At 49.0% G+C, this 19,299-nt stretch carries 14 protein-coding genes and 1 tRNA gene; 7 read left to right on the forward strand and 8 right to left on the reverse strand.

Features of this window, described 5'->3' with window-relative positions; translation table 11 throughout:
- Positions 1–244 precede the first annotated feature (244 nt).
- Both DESTI_RS10215 and zwf read left to right on the forward strand, forming a co-directional pair.
- Positions 245–2,308 (forward strand): glycoside hydrolase family 15 protein, encoded by a 2,064-nt coding sequence (locus DESTI_RS10215; protein ID WP_014809888.1) that lies wholly within the window; start codon positions 245–247, stop codon positions 2,306–2,308.
- Between the two features lie 270 nt (positions 2,309–2,578).
- Complete coding sequence (gene zwf, locus DESTI_RS10220) at positions 2,579–4,141, forward strand: glucose-6-phosphate dehydrogenase (RefSeq protein ID WP_014809889.1); 1,563 nt, start codon at positions 2,579–2,581, stop codon at positions 4,139–4,141.
- 318 nt (positions 4,142–4,459) lie between these two features.
- On the opposite strand, the gene DESTI_RS10225 is transcribed toward zwf, so the two are convergent.
- The gene (locus DESTI_RS10225; RefSeq protein ID WP_014809890.1) at positions 4,460–5,065 is read right to left on the reverse strand and encodes a hypothetical protein; all 606 of its coding nucleotides are present in this window, start codon (positions 5,063–5,065) and stop codon (positions 4,460–4,462) included.
- A 1,054-nt stretch (positions 5,066–6,119) separates the two neighbouring features.
- On the opposite strand from DESTI_RS10225, the gene DESTI_RS10240 reads away from it, so the two are divergent.
- On the forward strand, positions 6,120–6,446 hold the full coding sequence (locus tag DESTI_RS10240) for a hypothetical protein (protein ID WP_014809893.1): 327 nt from the start codon (positions 6,120–6,122) through the stop codon (positions 6,444–6,446).
- A gap of 227 nt (positions 6,447–6,673) precedes the next feature.
- Here the strand turns inward: DESTI_RS10240 and cydB are convergent, their stop codons facing one another.
- The 4 genes from cydB to DESTI_RS10260 form a co-directional block, all read right to left on the reverse strand.
- The gene (gene cydB, locus DESTI_RS10245; RefSeq protein WP_014809894.1) at positions 6,674–7,699 is read right to left on the reverse strand and encodes a cytochrome d ubiquinol oxidase subunit II; all 1,026 of its coding nucleotides are present in this window, start codon (positions 7,697–7,699) and stop codon (positions 6,674–6,676) included.
- Between the two features lie 14 nt (positions 7,700–7,713).
- Positions 7,714–9,099: a cytochrome ubiquinol oxidase subunit I gene (locus DESTI_RS10250; RefSeq protein ID WP_014809895.1), complete on the reverse strand. Its 1,386-nt coding sequence runs from the start codon at positions 9,097–9,099 to the stop codon at positions 7,714–7,716.
- A 296-nt stretch (positions 9,100–9,395) separates the two neighbouring features.
- A complete protein-coding gene (locus DESTI_RS28710; protein ID WP_169316379.1) occupies positions 9,396–11,228 on the reverse strand; it encodes a sigma 54-interacting transcriptional regulator in 1,833 nt (610 codons plus the stop codon).
- A gap of 318 nt (positions 11,229–11,546) precedes the next feature.
- Positions 11,547–11,623, reverse strand: a tRNA-Arg gene (locus DESTI_RS10260).
- 586 nt (positions 11,624–12,209) lie between these two features.
- On the opposite strand from DESTI_RS10260, the gene DESTI_RS10265 reads away from it, so the two are divergent.
- From DESTI_RS10265 to DESTI_RS10280, 4 genes are all read left to right on the forward strand, one after another.
- Positions 12,210–12,719 (forward strand): carboxymuconolactone decarboxylase family protein, encoded by a 510-nt coding sequence (locus tag DESTI_RS10265; RefSeq protein ID WP_014809897.1) that lies wholly within the window; start codon positions 12,210–12,212, stop codon positions 12,717–12,719.
- A gap of 138 nt (positions 12,720–12,857) precedes the next feature.
- Positions 12,858–13,628: an MBL fold metallo-hydrolase gene (locus DESTI_RS10270; RefSeq protein ID WP_014809898.1), complete on the forward strand. Its 771-nt coding sequence runs from the start codon at positions 12,858–12,860 to the stop codon at positions 13,626–13,628.
- A gap of 282 nt (positions 13,629–13,910) precedes the next feature.
- Positions 13,911–15,605: an acyl-CoA dehydrogenase family protein gene (locus tag DESTI_RS10275; RefSeq protein WP_014809899.1), complete on the forward strand. Its 1,695-nt coding sequence runs from the start codon at positions 13,911–13,913 to the stop codon at positions 15,603–15,605.
- Positions 15,602–17,107 (forward strand): class I adenylate-forming enzyme family protein, encoded by a 1,506-nt coding sequence (locus tag DESTI_RS10280; protein ID WP_014809900.1) that lies wholly within the window; start codon positions 15,602–15,604, stop codon positions 17,105–17,107. Before DESTI_RS10275 ends, DESTI_RS10280 begins: the two co-directional genes overlap by 4 nt.
- 203 nt (positions 17,108–17,310) lie before the next feature.
- Here DESTI_RS10280 and DESTI_RS10285 read toward each other — a convergent pair whose 3' ends face one another.
- The 3 genes from DESTI_RS10285 to DESTI_RS10295 form a co-directional block, all read right to left on the reverse strand.
- On the reverse strand, positions 17,311–17,934 hold the full coding sequence (locus DESTI_RS10285; RefSeq protein WP_014809901.1) for a TetR/AcrR family transcriptional regulator: 624 nt from the start codon (positions 17,932–17,934) through the stop codon (positions 17,311–17,313).
- Between the two features lie 241 nt (positions 17,935–18,175).
- Positions 18,176–18,802, reverse strand: a complete 627-nt coding sequence (locus tag DESTI_RS10290; RefSeq protein ID WP_014809902.1) for a DNA-3-methyladenine glycosylase I — start codon at positions 18,800–18,802, stop codon at positions 18,176–18,178.
- A 73-nt stretch (positions 18,803–18,875) separates the two neighbouring features.
- Positions 18,876–19,271 (reverse strand): type II toxin-antitoxin system HicB family antitoxin, encoded by a 396-nt coding sequence (locus DESTI_RS10295; RefSeq protein WP_014809903.1) that lies wholly within the window; start codon positions 19,269–19,271, stop codon positions 18,876–18,878.
- Positions 19,272–19,299: the final 28 nt, after the last annotated feature.

Here is a 19,299-nt window from a genome sequence, read left to right on the forward strand (position 1 = left end):
CATACCACGCTGGTAGCAACTCCGGTTCGTCGTCGTGTGGTAGAAAGCCGAACAGGAGAGAAGATAGGCCGTCATCAAGCTAGCCCGCTGGAATACGCGAATTGCAGGCCTTCTTCACCGGGTAGCCAATTGAACTGATTCAACCATAATCTCTGGTGTGAGTTACTCGCTGCGATTTTACAATTACGTCTTGCGCTCTTCGCAGGATCCCGGAAATCTGACGAAAAAACAAAAGGTCAACCGCATGCCAAGAGACATCCCCGTCGGCAATGGAAAACTTCTCGTGTGTTTCGACAGTTACTACCGCATTCGAGACCTCTATTTTCCGCATGTGGGAAAGGAAAATCATGTCGGAGGCAACTATTTCCGTTTCGGCGTATGGATTGACGGCCGATTCTCCTGGGTGGGAGAAGACTGGAAAATTGATCTGCAATATATGTCCGACACTTTAGTAACCGATGTGAACCTGTACAATGAGGCTCTGGGAATTCTTCTTCGCTGCAATGACACCGTTGATTTTCATGAAAATGTTTTTGTAAGAAAAATGTCGATTGAGAACTTTCATGAGAAGAAACGGGAAATTCGCGTATTCTTTGCCAGTGATTTCAGCATATTCGGAAACGATGTCGGGGACACTGCGGCATTCGATCCCAAAACGGGCGGGATAGTTCATTACAAGGATGACATATATTTCCTCGTTAACGGCAAGACCGAAGATTCGGAGGGGCTCACGGGATTTGCCGTGGGCCAAAAGAGGCTTGGGGGCTTGGAGGGCACCTATCGGGACGCGGAAGATGGCGAGCTCTCAGGAAATCCTATTGCTCAAGGGGCCGTGGATTCCGTTATTTCCATAAGCCTCCAAATTGAAGGCACGTCCACCGCAACAGCTTATGTTTGGATTTGCGCAGGTCGAAATTGGGAACAGGTGAGGGTGATTGATGGGCTTGTAAAGGACAAACACCCTGACACCATCATCTCGCGAACGTCTGACTACTGGCATCTTTGGGTAAGTAAAGAAAATCCCAGGCTGGAATTGCTGCCCGACGAACTCGGAAATCTCTATCGACGCAGCCTCTTGATTTTGAGAACCCAGATTGACTGGAAGGGAGGCATCTTGGCCGGTAACGACTCCGATGTGATCAGATTCAACCGCGATACATACTCATACGTCTGGCCGAGAGATGGGGCTATTGTGGCAAATGCTCTCGATCAAGCGGGGTTCTCCGAGCTTTCTCAAAGATTCTATCAGTTTGCTGCCGATACATTAGAGCAGGGCGGATACCTGCTCCACAAGTACAACCCGGATGGGACACTCGCTTCCTCATGGCATCCGTGGTTGAACAAAGGGCATCCTCAACTGCCTATACAGGAAGATGAGACGGCTCTTGTGATATGGGCGTTGTGGCACCATTTCGTGTACCGCCGCGACGTTGAATTCATAAAGCCTCTCTATAAATCGCTTATCAAAAAAGCTGCTGATTTTATGTGTGATTACAGGGATAAAGAGACGGGACTCCCAGCTCCGTCTTACGATATATGGGAGGAACGACGCGGCATTCTGAGTTTTACGGTTGCGGCGGTCTTCAGTGGAATTACTGCGGCCTCGCTGTTCTGTGAGGCATTCGGAGAAAAAGACGTGGCTAGCCGTTACATGCGGGCAGCCGCGGAAATTCGAGACGGAGCTTCTACCTATCTGTGGCGGCCTGAATTGAATCGTTTCTGCAGGATGATTTTCCGGGACGATAAAGGCGCACTACAAATTGATTCAACAAGAGATGCAAGCCTGGCCGGCCTGTTTGCTTTCGGACTCTATTCCCCTCACGATCCGAAAATCATTACTACCATGGAAGACCTAAGGGAGAGACTATGGGTCAAGACGGAGGTGGGAGGAATGGCTCGCTACGAAGGGGACATCTATCACCGGGTGAGCAACGACTTCCCCGGAAACCCCTGGTTTGTATGCACATTGTGGCTCGCTGATTTTTTTGCAGACAGAGCGGAAACAGAAATAGAGGTTTCCCCTGCCGTGGAACTCTTGAAGTGGGTGGCAAATCACGCTCTTCCTTCAGGCGTACTGGCAGAGCAAGTTCATCCCTTGACCGGGGCACCGTTGTCGGTATCGCCACTAACCTGGAGCCATGCCACATTCGTGGCCACGGTTCACCGAGTCCTTCGCCGCCTGGGAAAGATCAAAGTATGCCCCGAATGCGGAATGGAAGTGACCGATCAGGCACCGAAGGAACACTGGCTTGAGAAGCTGTATGCAGATACCTGCAACACCATTTACAGTTTTTGCCAGGTGAGGTAGCTGATATTCTCTGTATGCGAACTTGCGGTCAAGATAGTTCTCGTTGAGGCGACCTGCGAGCCAGGTCAGTGCGAAAAGGAAATTTCAAACCGTATTATATATTGGAAAGCAAATTCCCACGAGTGTCGAGGCTGCCTTGGGGGAGTGCGAAAGTCAAGCGTTCGCGAGCAGCCACCAATTTTGGAACGTTTCTCTGAAAATTGCAGTCGAATAGAACGTATGAACAGCTCGGGCCAGAGAATTGCTTTGACCGATTGGGAGGGTGGAAAAATGGCGTTGGACCGTGAAAGCCTTGACACATACGTTGACCTGATGGTGAAAGGCCAGGCCGCGGATGTGAAAATTTCTCCGCGGGCCTGTGTAGCGGATCGGCCTGTCGAACCCTGTTCACTGGTGATCTTCGGCGCCTCTGGAGACTTGACCACTCGAAAGTTGGCCCCTTCTCTTTACAATTTGTATCTATCCGAGGCGTTGCCTGAGTCTTTCGTTATCCTGGGTGCGGCTCGTTCGGAAATGTCCCACGAACAGTTCCAAGGCATGATAAAGCACGCTTTAGAAGGAATGGATTTGACCAGATGGGACGAGTTTGCTTCGCACCTCTATTACAAGCAAATGGATCTCAGATCCATAGATTCATTCCATGAACTTTCCAGCACACTCGAAAAGCTCGAAGGCAAGCATGGTACCCGGGCTAACAGAATCTTTTATCTTGCCATACCGCCTTCCGCATATGGAAGCGTAGCCGCTATGCTAGGCAAAGCAGGACTTTCCGGTGAGGCCGGGGACGGCAGTGCGTGGAGCCGCCTCGTCGTCGAGAAGCCTTTCGGGCACGATTTGAAATCAGCGCAAGAGCTGGATCGACAGCTTCACGAATACTTCAACGAATACCAGATCTTCCGCATCGATCATTACCTCGCCAAAGAGACTGTCCAGAATGTTCTCATATTCCGTTTTGCCAATGCCATCTTTGAGCCGCTATGGAACAGAATGTTCATAGACCGGGTACGCATAACTGCTGTTGAATCCCTCGGGGTGGAAAAGAGGGCAGCCTACTATGAAGAGGCGGGCGTTTTACGCGATATGTTTCAGAATCACATGATGCAACTCCTTGCTGTGACGGCAATGGAACCCCCGGCTGTTTTCGAGGCGGAACCGGTCAGGGATGAGCATGTAAAAGTGTTTCGGTCTCTCAGGCCCATTGAACGTGACGATCCGTCAAAGAACCTCCTATTGGGCCAATATGGCCCTGGAGTAGTAGAAGGGAAGCGAGTTCCGGGGTATCGGGAGGAGCCTGGAGTCAAACCGGATTCGTTCACTCCGACATTCGGCATGTTGAAAGTCTTCATCGACAACTGGCGATGGCAGGACGTTCCTTTCTATCTGACCTCGGGGAAAAGGCTAGCAAAAAAGCTGACGGAAATAGTCATTTATTTCAAGAACGTGCCTCACTTACTTTTTCAGAAAGTTCTCGATGAGGACATAATAGCCAATTTTTTGACACTCGGAATCCAGCCTGAGGAGAAGATAAACCTCACATTCGAGACAAAATATCCTGGCGCCAAAGTGTGTCTTCGATCGGTCACTATGGATTTCAATTACCAACAGAATTACGAAGGGCCGATCCTGGATGCATATGAAAAGGCACTTATCGACTGTATGCAGGGAGATCAGATGCTCTTCTGGAGGCAGGACAGCGTCGAATTGTGCTGGGCTTTCCTGGACCCGGTCCTGCAGCACTGCGCAGATTGCGATAACCTGTCCAGACTCCTCTTGCCGTACGAAGCGGGAAGCTGGGGACCGGATGCTGCGCAGGTCCGGATCGCCCGTACATGATTCCCGCGCACGTGAGGCCTCAAGAGGAAATCTCCGATGCCGCTCGGTATTCGAGCGTGGGTCGAGCTACGTCCTCGGAACGAGAGTCTTCCCGTTTTCCGAGAAGTCCTGTTTGTCGAATTATAACAGAATAATACATCTTCATGGATAAGGATCAAGGGGCACCGCTGCGCTGCCCCTTTTATCTAACGAATAGTATTACAACCAATCTTGCCTACCATTGTTTGGCGAAATGTCGGAAACCAATGTTTTCATACAATGAGATTGCAGAAGTGTATTACATTACAGCTTATACCCCGACCGGGGTTTCTAGAAGCCTCAAGCCCGTCCGGGAGGACATGCTTGTCCCGCTGAACCCCACCCGCTGTACGAGTACCCCTGGTAATAATTGGGAGCGGCCATGTACCTATTCTGATACGAGTTTCCGTAGAAGCCGGTCGAAGGGTTTTGGTAGTACCCTTGCTGCGGTGCGGAACGGTACTGAGCAGGGTAGGTCGGTTGGTATGAGTACGCAGCAGATTGCAGTTGGCCCTGTTTGACAGGTGTTTGTCTTGAAGGGTGGCCGGCCTTTGCAGCAGCACTTTGGACCGGTTTCTTTTTTGCCGCTGGTTTGGTCGCCTGCCGCTGCATCTGATTTGTTCGGATGTCCGGAAGGCGCTCTTGATAAGCTGTCCCAGACGTGGCCTGTTGTTGCGCAACCACCCGCTGCCTATTCGGGACGGTCGCTGCCGGATAAGTCGGAACCTGGTACTGCGGGACCTTCTGATGAAGAGGCTGGCTAGGATTCGCTGAATTATATGTTTGTATTCGCACCGGTCCCTGATTGTACCCCATCTGACCATCGAGAGAATAGGCTTGCGCAGCGAACAATGGAAATAGGGTTAAGGCCAAGACAGCGACACACCACATCGATTTACTTTTCAAAAGATCCTCCTTTGGGCAGCAGTCACATATATTACTGAGGATATATGTATATTAAAATGTTAAAATAGTGTCAAGCACTAAATATGGAAAGGGCATATTGGGGTTCATGCGTGTGCAGAGAAGAGCGTGGAAATAGGCCATCGAATGCCAAGCTGAAGACATATACCGATTCTCGAAAGTAATCACGGATTGTGAAGAGCAGTTCCCAGCAATTGGTAGCGCCGGCCTCCGTGCCGGCGAACAATTCACCAAACAAATCAATAAGTTCTCGCCGGCAGGGACGCCGGCGCTACTGATTCTTCTCATTGCAGGCATTGGATTCCGTCAAGACTTTCGATAACCGCTATATTGCTTACAGAATTCGCCGAGCAAACCGATACGTTTGCATTGATGATCCGACCGTAGAGAGTTGTGCTCGCATGTCTCTCAAAACGGTCGTGAGCTAAGCTTCCTGAGAAGATTTTTCCAATAAAAAAGAGCCTTTCGGGGGCCCTTTGTATATGTTATCTAAATCTGGCCGGTTCGCTGTTATGATTATGAAAAGTAAAAATAAACCTTTGGTCTTTGTTCAGTTCTTGTCCTTGTGTGGATTCGCAGACAGAGACTCTTTCCTGCAGATCGGCGATTTCGGCCTGATAATTATCAAGTAGGTAAAATAAGTAAACCATACAGAGTCCCATCACTATAATTAAAAAGCTCAGTAATTTTACCTTAAAAGGTGAAAAATAGAGTCTTGTCAATTCGCCCATAACTTTTCCTTTCTACATTTGCGTTCTGAAAAAGAACATAATTCGTTCACTTCGTGTTTCAAAGGAATTCCTGGAGGCGAATGCTCGATCGCTGCAGCCTCCAACCAACGGTGCTCGATACTCTGAGAGAAAACGTACCTGATGGTATAACCGTGATGACATCTGAACACCGGCATTGGCGGCTCCGGAATTTCAGTTGAACGTTCACTTTTCTGAATCCTTTACAAGCAAACTGCATCTGGTACGTAAATTGTAAAAGTTTAGAATTTAGAGGACCTTCCGAGGAATGACCTAGAGGTAATAACATGAAAATCAAAGCATATATTAGTGTGGTGGTTATCCTGGCGGTCGGAATCTTTCTCGTGAATGCTTCAGTGCCCCGAGCTGTTTTTGCTGCAGGCCAGGCCTCCACCGGCTCTAGTTCCATTCAGTGCGTCGCTCCTGCAACTGGATGGTGTGTGCCGGCAACGGCCGGTTCAGGGGTTACCGGAACTTTTTGTGCGAACGCTCCAGTGCCAGCCGGTCCAACGAATCGAGTGGTTACATCCGCTGAAACTTTGGGAGAGACGATTGGCTCTATACTGGCGGTTCCCTTTGTTGTGGCACAATGCATATTATTAGATTGCCCATAGCCCCGTGCCGAGGACAAACAGCGTTTGTAGTTGCAAGCAGCGTCGTTAGTTAGTTTATTAGGACTCGAGACAAGAGATACCTCTTTGGGTTGTGTAATATTGTCAAGAGATATCGCTTGCCTTTTGTCTGTACTTCGCCGTATTAACCGTTAATCTGATGGCTCAGACTCGTCCTGAGGAGACATCGCGTGTACGAATCCGTCTAGTGAATCTCTTCCGATGAATTCTTAGTATGCCTCCTCCTGAGCCAATTCCTCAGCCGTGAGCCCATCTCTGAAAAGGTAGTGACTCCATACCTGGTAAGCGATAACAATTGGTACGAACGTCAATGCCACTCCTAACATGATCTTCAATGTGAGCGGGCTTGAGGCCGAATTGAAGACTGTGAGACTGTATGCAGAATTCAGACTGGATGGAAAAAGATTCGGGTACAATCCGGTCACTCCAAACAGTGTCGCTCCCACAATCGTCAGGCAGGACGTAGCCCAAGCTTTCCACCATGCGCCTTTTGCTATGAATGCCCGCGTCGCAATCAGAGCCGCCACGGTCACGATTGGAATGACCCAGAGAATGGGATAAGTCAAATAGTTGTTGTACAATTCTGTGAAAAACCATGTAGCAATCAGGAACACAACTGCCATTGCCAATTGAGCTATCCACAAAATGGCTGCCATATTGCCTGCTCTTTCTGCAACCGGGTCTTCAGTCTTGATTGCCAGCCATAAGGCTCCATGGACTGCGAAGAGAAGCACGAACAGAACACCTCCCAGTAGACCGTAAGGATTCAACAGGGTCAGAAGATTGCCATGGAAAATGCCTTCCGCGTCAATGGGTATCCCCTGGAAAATATTTGCAAAGGCAACTCCCAGTAAGAGAGCCGGTAAGAAGCTGCCCAGGAAAAGAGAAATGTCCCAGAATCGTCTCCAACCGGCAAATTCTTCTTTGCTCCTGAATTCCAAAGCCACTGCCCGAAAAATCAGAGCGAACAACAGCAGGAGAAGAGGCGTATACAAAGCGCTGAACATAACTGCATACGTCGTTGGAAATGCCGCAAACGTAACTCCTCCTGCGGTAATCAGCCACACTTCATTTCCATCCCAAAACGGTCCCATAGAATTGTAAACCGACCGTTTCTCATTGTCGTTGCGGGCCAAAACGGGAGTAAGTATTCCGGCGCCCAGATCGAAACCGTCGAGCATGAAATACACTGCCCAAAGAATACCCCACAATGCGAACCATATAGTTTCTAGCATGTTGCCACCTCTTCCTAGTTGTTCGTAGCCGACGCAGGTTCCGGCACCTGGGAATATGATTCGTCTTCTGCACCAATGTACTCGGGAGTTCTGGAAGGAGCCGGATCGGGACCTTTACGAGCGTATTTGGCAATCAAATAGAAACACGCTACCCCGAGGAAAGAATAGACTAAGATGAAAGCTCCAAGAGAAAGGCTCACTTGAGCCCCGATAAGACTTGAAGCAGCATCGGCGGTCTTCATCATACCGTAGACTATCCACGGTTGACGCCCCATTTCCGTCACAGTCCATCCTGCTTCCAAAGCTAAGTATGGAGCAGGAATAGAGAACAAGATCAGTCTAAGAAGCGCGGGATTGTTCTCAATATTGTTCCTTTTTATCCATCCGATAATACTGACGATAACAAAGAACAGCCCAAGTCCGATCATCACCCTGAAGGACCAGAAGGTGAGGGCAACAGGCGGTCTCTCTTCTTTTGGCCAATCCTTGAGACCTCTATAAACACCGTTTTTGTCGCCTGTAGCCACCCAACTCAACAAATTTGGAATGCCGAATAGTTCCACAGAGTTTCTTTCATTCGCCTCGTCCGGAATAGAGAACAGGTACAGCGGAGCTCCTTTCGTCGTCTCCCAAACAGCCTCTGTAGCGGCAGCTTTCAAAGGTTGAGCTTTCACCATTTCTTTTCCGTGAAAATCACCAATGAAGATCTCGGCAACAGAAAAAATCACGGCAAAAGTCACTGCGATCCTGAAAGAACGTTTGAAGAAATCGATTTCTCGGCGTCTCAGTATGTGATACGCACTTATGCCCATCATGAAGAAAGCGGCAAGAATGTAAGCACCGGCAATAACGTGGAGAAACATCCATATGGCATAAGGTTGCGTGACTACAGCCCAGAAATCGGACAGCTCCGCTCTGCCATTTCGTATTACATATCCTACCGGATGCTGCATCCAGGAGTTTGCAACCAGAATCCAGTAAGCAGATATGTTCGAGGCTGCTGCCACAAGCCAGATACATGCCGCATGTGCTTTGGGAGACAGCCTTTTCCACCCGAAGAGCCAAACTCCAATAAAAGTGGATTCGAGGAAGAAGGCTACCGTGGCCTCAATTGCCAGGAGTGAGCCGAATATGTCGCCAACATATTTGGAATAGCGCGACCAATTTGTACCAAACTGAAATTCGAGCGTTATTCCTGTTACCACCCCCAGGGCAAAATTGATCACAAATAACTTGCCCCAAAATTTTGCCATTCTCTTGTACTCGCTGTCTCCGGTTCTGACGAACTGAGTCTCCATGATAGCCACTAATACGGAAAGTCCCAGAGTCAGAGGCACAAATAAGAAATGGAAGTAACAAGCAACAGCAAACTGCAATCTGGAAAGTGTTATGACATCCATGTCGTATTAACCTCCTAGTTTGTTTGGTGATTATGATTATTATGTGAGCCTGCTTTCGCTTTTGTGAGTTTTCATGTCCGTTAAGCAGGATATGTGCCACACGGTGTATAGAACGGTCGCGAAAAATAGTTAAGTAAAATTAGATACTAGCGATGTCGGCAGACAAAGACGAGGTGAGAGTCAATTGCAGTTATAGGGTGGAAATGTGCGAATCCGCACGCTTTGATTTTTGGGTATGTGGAAGGTTTGAAGTTATGGCTGTTTTGTGATGTGCTATTTCGCACATCATGAAAAGTCTATGTGCGATTCCGCTCGCTCATGCTCTCAAGCAAACGCCTTAAGCTGAATCGAGAAATCCCCAGCAGCCGTGACGCCTCTTGTTTGTTTCCGCCGGTATGATGGAGGCTCTCCTTTACCATGTCTTCCTTCAGATCGCGGATTACTTCATCCAAAGACGGAACCGGAGGAAATCTGAGAGTCCAGCACTTGTCAGCATGACAGACTTCTTCTGCGTTCAAAAAGGAACCGTCAATCCTGTTTCCTCTGGACATGATGATTGAACGCTCGAGGAAATTCCGCAATTCTCTGATATTTCCAGGCCAAGAATAAAGGCTAAGTGTTTCGAGAGTGTTCTTATCGATATCCGGCACGCTCTGAAGTTGCATGTCTACTCTGAGAACATCGAGGATTTGCTTGACCAGTATCGGAATATCTTCAGTGCGTTCCCGCAACGGTGGAACCTTGACCCAAACCACGTTTAACCTATGAAACAAATCCAGTCGAAAACGACCCGATAACACTTCCGCCTGGAGATCTCTGTTTGTCGCTGCAAGTATTCTCGCGTTTACTTTGATTGGTTTTCTGCCGCCTAGACGTGTAAAGGTTCTGGTTTCCAGGAATGTCAACAACTTCGCCTGGAGTTGTAACGAGAGTTCACCAATTTCATTGAGGAGCAGCGTGCCTCCTTCGGCTAATTCCACAAGACCTCTCGAACGCACACTTGCTCCGGTAAATGCCCCGGCCTCATGCCCGAAAAGTTCCGATTCCGCTAACTCCAAGGGTACTCCGGCACAATTCAGGGAAAAGAAAGGACCTGCCGTCCTATCCGAATGATCATGTATATACCGAGCGAGATAATCTTTACCGCTACCACTTTCCCCCGTCAAAAGCACGAGACTGTCGGTTACGGCTGCTAATCTGGCTGCCTCCAGCGTCTTTCGGATTGATGCAGAAGGATAATCCGGATATGAGGGAAGAGCAGCTCGTAACACGTTTTTTCGATCGGTTATGTCTCGTGACATACCGCAAATTCCTATGATTGTGCCTGTTGCATTCCTCAGCGGGACTCTAATGTCATGAAAAGTGAGCTGAACACCGTTCACAGGTCTTGTATGTTCTTCCTCGACGAGATCTCCTGTTAGCACCCGCAATTCAACTTCAGTAATATGTTTTCCGGCCTTTTCCCCGTAAACATCCTTGGCCTTTAATCCAATAATCTTGTCGGAAGGCAAAGACAGGAGCTTTTCCATTGCAGGATTAACGTGAGTATACGTATGATTAAGATCCTTTACAAAGATAATATCCCGAGCACTTTCGCATATGGCGCGAAAACGCTCTTCACTCCCACGAAGTGCCTCTTGCGCAATTTCGCGTTCTCTTATTTCCAGAAGAAGCTTTTCATTCACGGCTTTTAGCTCTGCTGTCCGCTCTTCCACTCGTTTCTCAAGCTCTCTACTCGCATTACGCAACTCGTCTTCGGCTTGTTTCAGAGCAGATATATCTCGAGCCACATGCACGCTTCCGATTATCTGGCCGTTTGTGCCATAAATGGGGGATACGCTCACCCTGAATGTTCCGCCTAACCGTTCATCGCAAATCTCGGCAAAGTGTTCCCGTCCATCGTTCAAAAGCTGAGAGTGCGGACAACACGCAATCGGAGCATCCGTACAATGAAGAACTTCATAACAGTTCTTGCCGACGGGGTGCTGAGGAGAGGTACCTAAGGCCTCAGCCATAGCCCTGTTCATCCGTACTATTCTATGATGATTGTCCAGGATCATGATGGCATCGGGGATAGCATCGAACGTATGCTCCCATTCTCTCTGGATTTGATCAAATTCTTTTATCATGGTCATCTGAATGAAATCTTTTTGGTTTTCTGAGTTCTTCAGGTGTATTTCTAAGAAATCCCGGGAATTCTCTCTGACGTTAACTGTATTAAATCATATTTGGTTTCAAATACAAAACCAAAGAGAGAATACTTGGTAGCCAATGCAAACTCAAGGGATGAGAGTTCGTAAGTCTTCGAATCGTCAAGCATGTTGTAGAAATGCGTGGCATCATCCTGATTACGTGTTCACTTACTGCCGAAAAATGGATCGGTTGTCCTAAAAAGAAAATCCGCCCTAACGCAGTTCAAGCCACTAGGCGGATTCTTGTATGATTTCTGGTGCGCCCTAAGAGATTCGAACTCCCGACCTTCTGATCCGTAGTCAGACGCTCTATCCAGCTGAGCTAAGGGCGCTTATGTATAGATTTTTATTTTTAGTCCGTTCTGAACCTCTTGTCAATACTGTGCTAGATGTTTTCTTCTCGGCAGAATACGGTCTCCGCTGCACAGGTCTCCGTAAACAGAAGAAATCCGAGTCATCATCGGGCTAGAAATTGGGGATTGGATCAAGATTTTTTCTCTGGACGAATGCAGTTACAGTCCGGAGAAATCGTGTTCGATAAGCACCGGATTTGTTCCCCAAATTGGACGTGGCCCAATCGAACCTCTAAGGCAGATTGCTGTTCGGTCCATACGGAAGGCTCCAATTGAACTGATGCACCAGGTGAATTATATCAGAAGTTGGAGACTCCGGAATCCGGGACAGTCCGGATAGTTCATCTCCAGGAAATGACTAATTGCTCCAAGAAATAGCTTAAACAGATGATACCTGCTGAACGTCTAGAGAACAAATAAGGCTACATTGCTGTCTAAGAGTAGCAGAAATACCTTGCAGAGCAGTGAAAATGGCAAGGTAAGAAGTTTCTGGTACAGGTTCAAGGGGGAGTAATTGGTTTTGGGTTGGTTGGTACAGTCGCCCTCATGCAACAGGAGAAACAAAATGCGCTCTCGAATCGAATTCGCAAAAGCAGCCCCCGAGCTGTTGAAAGCAGTACGACCATTTACCGATTATATACATAATTGTGGATTGGAACCCTCTCTCATAGATCTTGTGATGCTTAGAGCTTCACAGATTAATGGATGTGCCTATTGTATCGACATGCATACAAAAAACGCCCGGGCTCGAGGCGAAACCGAACAGCGGATCTACGAGCTGAATGCATGGAGAGAAACACCTTTTTACACCGACCGCGAAATGGCAGCTCTAGCCTGGACTGAAGCCGTCACATTGATAACCGACAGACATGTGCCTGACGATGTCTACGAAGAAGCACGAAAATGGTTTACAGAAGCGGAAATAATAAATCTTACGGCGGCCGTTGCTCTCATTAACGTCTGGAATCGCCTGAGTATTTCTTTCCGCTCCGTTCCCGGGACATATCGAGCCATTCGTTCCTCAACGACCAAGCTGGCGTCGGATAGAGTTGAAGAGGAGTATCAATTACATTGAGTGCAGCCACAAAGAATCCGTGATATGGATGGTGTCGGGTCTGACTTGTCGAGTCCCGGAAGTTCATATGCTGAGAATCGGCAGCAAGGGCTGGGGTGTGTACGGACGATAGCTCTAATGACAGCGTATGAGGTTACTATGAAGAGTATTCAATTCACCTATATCGGTGGACCGACAGCCCTCCTGGAAGTGAATGGGCTGCGATTGCTCACGGATCCCACCTTTGATCCTGCCGGCGAGGAATATGTCACGAGCATGTACACTCTGCAAAAACTGGCTTCCCCTGCCATGCTCCCTGAGTCTCTGGGCCGCATAGATGTTGTATTGCTCAGCCACGATCATCATTTTGATAATCTCGACTGTTCAGGTCGCGCTTTCCTCACAAGAGCGAAGACTGTTCTGACGACTCGGGCGGGAGCCGAGCGATTGGGCGGCAATGCTGTGGGGCTTGCCCCATGGCAGGAAATCGAGATACAAGCTCCAAATGGCAAAGTCCTTCGGGTAACGGGAACGCCGGCACGTCACGGTCCCATTGATGGAGATCGTGGCCCTGTCACAGGGTTTGTCCTGACTTCAGCAGACCTGCCCCAAAGCGCTATATACGTTTCAGGTGACACGGTCTGGTATGAAGGCGTGGCTGAAGTGGGCGCTCGATTCGATGTCCGAATTGCCATCTTGTTCATGGGAGCGGCCCGAGTGCCGGAAGTAGGGCCCGAGCATCTCACCATGACGGCCGATGACGGGATCAAGGCTGCTCACGCTTTCGGACATGCCGTTATTATTCCCTTACATTACGAAGGATGGAGACACTTTTCCGAATCGCGACGGCAGATCGAGGATGCGTTCAGATCTGCCGGGATAGAACACCGCCTCAAATGGCCGGAGCCTGGGAAAATCACCGATATATGAGTCCCCGACAACCGGGTCGCAGAATCTTGTATTTGCTGCGAGGAGTAAGGGCACGAAAGAGACACTTTCTGCCTCGAATTGCCGACGTGATCGCGTAGCTGAATACCTACCCACAGGTTTCTCCTTCTCCACATTGATGAAAACATCTTTGATTCCATTTCATTAATAACTTTCAAAACTGACGTTGCCGGAACAATGTTCTTGACACGAAACAGTGTTCATGGCACCATGAAGGTGAGCATTCTTCCATCTCTAACCCCTCCCACTTCCTGGAGGTAACCAATGTACGAACAAAGTCAACTGAATCCCTATTCGTTCACTCCCTTTACTGAAACGATTCGAGGAATCGACTTCTATCGGGATGATCCTTTTCTGCAACAACTGGTCAAACACTACGCCGGAGATGACTGGCTTCTCGTTCATGAAAAGCTCCTCGCATTTTCTCCCAGAGTTTCCTATGAATGGCGTGACCTGGCTTCGGAAGCTGCACGTCCGGAATTCCGCCCGTTTCTTCAGCATTATGACGCACACAATAATCGCATTGACCGCATCGTGCGCTGCGGAGAAACGGAATTGCTCGAAAAAGGGATTTTTGGCGAAGCGCTCTTTGCCGCACGAACTTCCCCCTGGGAACAATTCACGAAACGGCTGATGCTGCAGGAGCTCGGGGAAATTGGCGTCATGTGCCCGATTGCCTGTACCGACGGGCTCATCGCTCTGATAGAGGCTTTTCCGGAAGACCGCCACCCGGAAGTGGAAAGAATCCTCGTACACTGCAAGGAAGGTATTCAAGGCGAGTTCGGTATCGGAGCACAATTCATAACGGAAATCCAGGGCGGTTCCGACATCCCTGCTAATGTTTTGGAGGCGCATCCCCAGGCCGACCATTACAAACTTTACGGCAATAAGTTCTTCTGTTCGGCCATGCACGCCGACTACAGCGTCGTCACAGCGAAAGTTAAAGGCACTGACCATATCGGAACGTTTGTTGTGCCTTCGTGGCATGGTGACAAAAAGTTGCAGAGACGAAACGGGTATCGTATCAATCGCCTCAAATGGAAACTCGGTACCGTTGAATTGCCGACCGCAGAAGTGGATTATGACGGAGCCGTGGCTTACGCAATCGGCCCGGTAGATCGAGGCGTAGCCAATGTCGTGGGCATTGTACTGACTCTATCGCGAATTGCCGTCGGTGTCTGCAGTGCTGCCTTAATGACCCGCTCTGCTCGTGAAGCTTTGATCTACAGCGAGTTTCGTGAGGCTTTCGGACAAAAAATCTCCGAATTTCCACTTGCTGCCAAACAGGTGCAGGATGTGATTCGGGCTGCTCAACGGACAGCCGCAGGAGCATTCAAAGTCTATGACCTTCATCTCCGGCTGGGCAAAAGGCTTCAAGGAGGCCTTGGCTCGGATAGGGACAAGGAACGCAAGAAGGAGCAGTTCAACCTGAGAGAACTGATCATCATTCAAAAGATGGTGACAGCATATGAAACGGTTGACGTTATTCGAAAAGCAATCTCGCTCTTTGGCGGTCACGGAGTGATCGAAGATTTCTCTTCCTTGCCAAGGCTGCTTCGCGATGCCACGGTAAACGAGCTGTGGGAAGGGCCTCGTAACGTGCTTCTCATGCAGGTCTTCCGTGACCTGGATCGGGTAAAAGCCTGGTACCCACCCGAAGAGTTTGTATCGAACATACTTGAAGGCGTAGCGAAAGATGTTGTCGGAGAATTTGCCGGAATGCTAAGGGAGTTTCTCGACAATCCGCCTTTCTTCAAACGGGATGAAGTGTCCATGGAACGTGCCGCCGCCTGGGAGCTCTTTTGGGATCGCTTGTTTCGAGTGTACCAGGAGCGTGCTCTTGATGAGGTCGGGACCCTGCCATTAGTCGCTGCAGCGAAATTACCAAATCATTCTATGCCACTCGACGGAGCTGTTCCGGAGGTTATACGCAAACAGGAAGTAGGAGGCCGAGGATGAAATTCAACATTGGGAGAATGATGGGATATCGTGCGTATCTGTCCCCTGACAGAGAGGGATCGATTGGAGACGGATATCGCTATTCGTTCAGTGAGGCAAATGCCCGAGCGAACCAATTAGCCGATTATTTGAAAGAGCAAGGTATTGGCGGCGGAGATCGAGTTGCCATCCTTTGCAAGAATAACGAGCATGTCGGCACCACACTTTTTGCCGCAGGAAAAATCGGAGCCATAGCTGTCATGTTGAACTGGCGTCTTCAGGTAGCGGAATTAGAGTACATACTCCGTGATTGCACCCCTTCCTGCCTCGTATACGACGCTGAATTCTCCGACGCTATTCAGGCTCTTAGAACCAATATCCCGATTCGGAACTTTATTCGGAAAGGATCGGACGGTTCGGATATCGAATTTGAAGAAGCGCTCAAGGGTAGATCTGCAGTAGACCCGGAGTGTTCTGCGGGTGGTGACGATCCCGCAATAATCATGTACACGTCGGGAACCACCGGGAAACCCAAAGGTGCCGTCCTCACCCATGACAATCTATTCTGGTCTTCTACTGCGATTTCTCACACGATTGAATGGAATTACGATCATCGATTCTTATCGATTGCGCCCCTGTTTCATATAGGCGGTTTGGCCCCTCTCATCACGAACGTGCACAAAGGGAGCACCACTTTTTTTATGCCGAATTTCGACCCGGTAGCCGTATGGAACACCATTGCAACCGAGCGAATTACGACCATGATGAGCGTTCCCCTCATGCTGCAAGCCATGCTCATGGTAGCTAAAGCCAGGACGGTGGATGCTTCCAGTCTTAAGACTATTACCTGCGGGGCGTCGAGTGTGCCGGAATCTCTTATCCGGGCGTACCTCGATATGGGCGTTAAAGTTCAACAAGTCTATGGTATTACCGAATATTCTGGAGCCGTAACCTTCTGGACTCACGACATGCCACTGGAGAAATCCAACTCCCAGGGGAAGCCGGTTTTTCACGGTGATCTGAAGATTGTCGATCCGCAGTCGGGAGTACCGCTTCCCACAGGAGAAGTCGGAGAAATTCTCTGCAAAGGTCCTATGGTGTTCAAGGAGTATTGGGATAATCCTGAAGCCACCCGAGCTGCATTTGTCGATGGCTGGTATAGATCCGGCGATTTGGGCAGAGTGGACACTGAGGGATTCTTCTATGTGGTGGACCGGTTAAAGGACATGATCATCAGCGGCGGTGAGAACATATATCCAGCGGAATTGGAAGCCGTAATCTGTATGTGTCCGGGTGTGGCAGAAACCGCGGTTGTCGGCCTTCCCGATAGCAGATGGGGAGAAATTCCCGTCGCCTATGTCGTGGTGAAACCCGATCAGCAAGTCAGCGCTGAAGATATTATGAATGTGTGCAAACAACGGCTGGCGTCGTACAAGTGCGTCAAAGACGTTCGCTTTGTCGATGCTCTCCCGAAGAATCCGGTGGGAAAGGTCCTGAAGACTGCACTGCGAGACGGTAATTGATGCCGGATTAGCGTAACAAGACATCAGTAAGGATCGGCGTCCCCTATAGTTTTGCCCTCTTTGAGAATATTGAAACGCGCGGTTGGCGCGTTTCAATATTCTCAAAGAGGGCAAAACTATAGTCTCCCCGTCGGTCCATTCTATCGATATTATTGATTATATTGAAGAGCCCGCACGTGCTACCTGACCGATCTCCACGTTTCCTACTTTCTTCTGTCTCTGGCAACGGCTCCTTCCCGGAAAATCTCCGCCATAATCGTGGCCAGGCGCTGTATGTGACGCCTGCTTTCTTCTTTCTTGCGACCCGGATAATTCCTGAAGGTGATCAGGAGACCGTTCAGGGCGGCAAAGAAAGCGTGTGAAATGAGACGAACGTTGCCTTGCACTCCTGCTTTGGTAAAAAGCTGGTCAAAGGTGCTCAAGAGGCTTCTTTCAACCTCGTTGAACCGCTCCAGAGCCTTTTCGGACATGCCGCCGTCAATCATGAAGTGCGTCATCATCTGGAAGAATGTGTCGTGCTCCATGAGGTATTCAACGAAGTCTACAGCCACTTTTTCAACCGGCTGATTGACACCTTCCTGCGCGATCTGCCTTATCTTGACGCCTATGGCTTCGCTTTCCCTCCAGAGCGCTTCGACAAAGAGAGCGTCTCGATCCGAGAAATAGCGATAAATCGAGGCAGGCGAGAGACCTGCGCCGGCAGCTATATCTCGCATTCCGACTTGATTGAAGGGCTTCGTAGCGAACAATTTGATTGCAGCATCGATGATAAGGTGTCTGCGTGTTTCTCGTTCGCTTTCTCTCAACTTTGACAGAGTGGATTTCATGTGTCTTTTAAGCCGATTCGGGAAATACTCTCAGTCTGCAGCTCCGCATTCTTGCCCTCGAACAAACCCCAGCAGATCGAGAATTTCCTGATATTTCGTGTTCAGGGCTCAGTTCTTATACCACAAAACAGCGAGGGTTCCTACGTGGATTCAGGAAACTGGTGACTGGCGGGATTCATCGTGGTACCCATGGCCATGCCTATTGTCAAGGTTGCACGTTCACGAAAGTGTACTATTGAGCCTAAGTTCGTTTATCCAGTGGAGAGTGATTATGCCGGGAGTAACTTTCGACGATCTCCTGCTTTCGGAAGCAATAAATCATATGATCGTTGACCATTCCGGTTGCTTGCATATGAGCATAACATATTGTCGAACCGACGAACTTGAATCCTCTTTGACGCAGGTCTTTGCTCAGTAAGTCGGATTCGCGACTGGTCGCGGGACAATCCTTCAACTCTCTCGGTTCGTTAACAATCGGCTTCCCATCGACAAATCTCCAGATATAGGCGTCGAAGCTCCCGAATTCTTCGCGGATTTTCAGAAACCCTCGAGCATTGGTAATCGCTGCGAGTATTTTCGCCTTGTTGCGGATAATACCTGGGTTTGCGAGAAGTGCCTGAATCTTCTGGTCATCGTACCCAGCCACTTTTTCGGGATCGAAAGAATCGAAGGCAATGCGGTAATTCTCCCGTTTTCTCAGCACCGTATACCAGCTCAATCCGGCCTGAGCCCCTTCCAGGATAAGGAATTCGAATAGAAGCCGGTCGTCGTGAACAGGGACGCCCCATTCTCGATCGTGATATTCGATGTAATCCGGTTTTGTGAGATCCACCCACGAGCAGCGGCGAATTGTTTGTTCTTCCTGCATAGGCTAAACCACTGTGCTTTCAAAAACAGTACTATCTCGGGAATGCTCTGTAAAAAAGGTTCCCGGTTTTACCTCAAATCCGTTTCTCTTGTACAGCACGTTTCGCAGCCTCAACCAGGAATGCAGATCGAGACATGTTTCTTCTGTGGGCGTACTCATCGATTATCTCGAGATCACTTTCCGGAATCGTGATATTGATTCGTTTCGTCTTTGGATCGGGCACCTTCACCAAAAAATGAACTGCTCCAGTATTCTCAGGATTTGCTGTAATCTTATCAAGAGTGCTCGGAGACGGGATTGTTTCCCCGTCTTGGAGCATTCCCTTTATGTGGAGTTTCAGGGCTTCTGAAGCGTTCTTTTGTGCTTCTTCCAGTGTGGTTCCCGCAGTTATGCAGCCGGGGAAGTCCGGAAAATCCACACCATAATCGCTCTTTTCTTCTTTGCGCAAAAGTGCAATATACGTTGCCATTTCATACTTCTTTCTAAGTAACGCGACC

It is taken from the genome of Desulfomonile tiedjei DSM 6799 (assembly GCF_000266945.1).
Lineage (GTDB): Bacteria > Desulfobacterota > Desulfomonilia > Desulfomonilales > Desulfomonilaceae > Desulfomonile > Desulfomonile tiedjei.